The organism is Mesorhizobium sp. M7A.F.Ca.CA.004.04.2.1 (assembly GCF_004022825.1).
GTDB lineage: Bacteria > Pseudomonadota > Alphaproteobacteria > Rhizobiales > Rhizobiaceae > Mesorhizobium.
The window spans coordinates 1-909 of the sequence record NZ_RZPH01001515.1 but is presented as its reverse complement, the minus strand read 5'-3'; the positions used below and the strand labels follow the sequence as shown (position 1 = coordinate 909).

1 protein-coding gene is annotated in these 909 nt (G+C 64.4%); it reads left to right on the top strand.

Translation table 11 applies throughout. The features are described 5' to 3' along the window. A partial coding sequence (locus EN893_RS35810) for a glucoamylase family protein (RefSeq protein ID WP_281062536.1) occupies positions 1 to 909 on the top strand: 909 nt, incomplete at both ends.

Sequence of the window (909 nt, the reverse complement as noted above, 5' to 3'; positions counted from 1 at the left end):
ATGTTCGAATATCTGATGCCGCCGCTGGTGATGAAGGAGCCGCAGGGCTCGATCCTCAACCAGACCAGCAAGCTGATCATCAAACGCCAGATCCAGTATGGCCGCCAGAAGAACGTGCCGTGGGGCATCTCGGAGGCCGCCTACAATGCGCGCGACCGCGAACTGACCTACCAATATACCAATTTCGGCGTTCCAGGCCTCGGGCTGAAGCGCGGCCTTGGCCAGAACACGGTGATCGCGCCTTACGCCACCATACTGGCGGCCCAGTTCAATCCGCGTGAAGCCGTGCTGAATCTCTCCCGTTTGCGGGAGATCGGGGCGCTCGGCCGCCACGGCTACTACGATGCCGTCGACTTCACGCCGCAGCGCGTGCCGGAAGGCACGGATCATGTCGTCGTCCAGAACTACATGGCCCACCATTCGGGCATGTCGATCGCGGCGGTTGCCGACGCCATCTTCGAAGGTCGCATGCGCGACCGCTTCCACAGCGATCCGGTCATCGAATCGGCCGAACTCTTGCTGCAGGAGAGGGCGCCGCGCGACATCCCGACCGCGACCGTCAGGACCGAGGCCGACGAACGCTCCAAGGACGAGACCGAGGTCGACAGCCCCGACACCCGCATCGTGCTCAATCCGCTGCAGTCGCTGCGGTCGACCAACGTCATGTCGAACGGCCGCTATTCGGTGATGGTCACCGCGACCGGCTCGGGCTACAGCCGCTGGGGCGATCTCTCCGTCACGCGCTGGCAGCCGGATCCGACCGAGGACCGGCTCGGCTCCTACATCTTCCTGCGTGACGCAGGCTCAGGCGACTGGTGGTCGGCTACAGCCGAACCGAAGCGCGCCGCCGAGGAAAAGGCGCAGACCTTGTTCTCCGACGACAAGGCGAGCTTCGTCAAATCCGTGGGC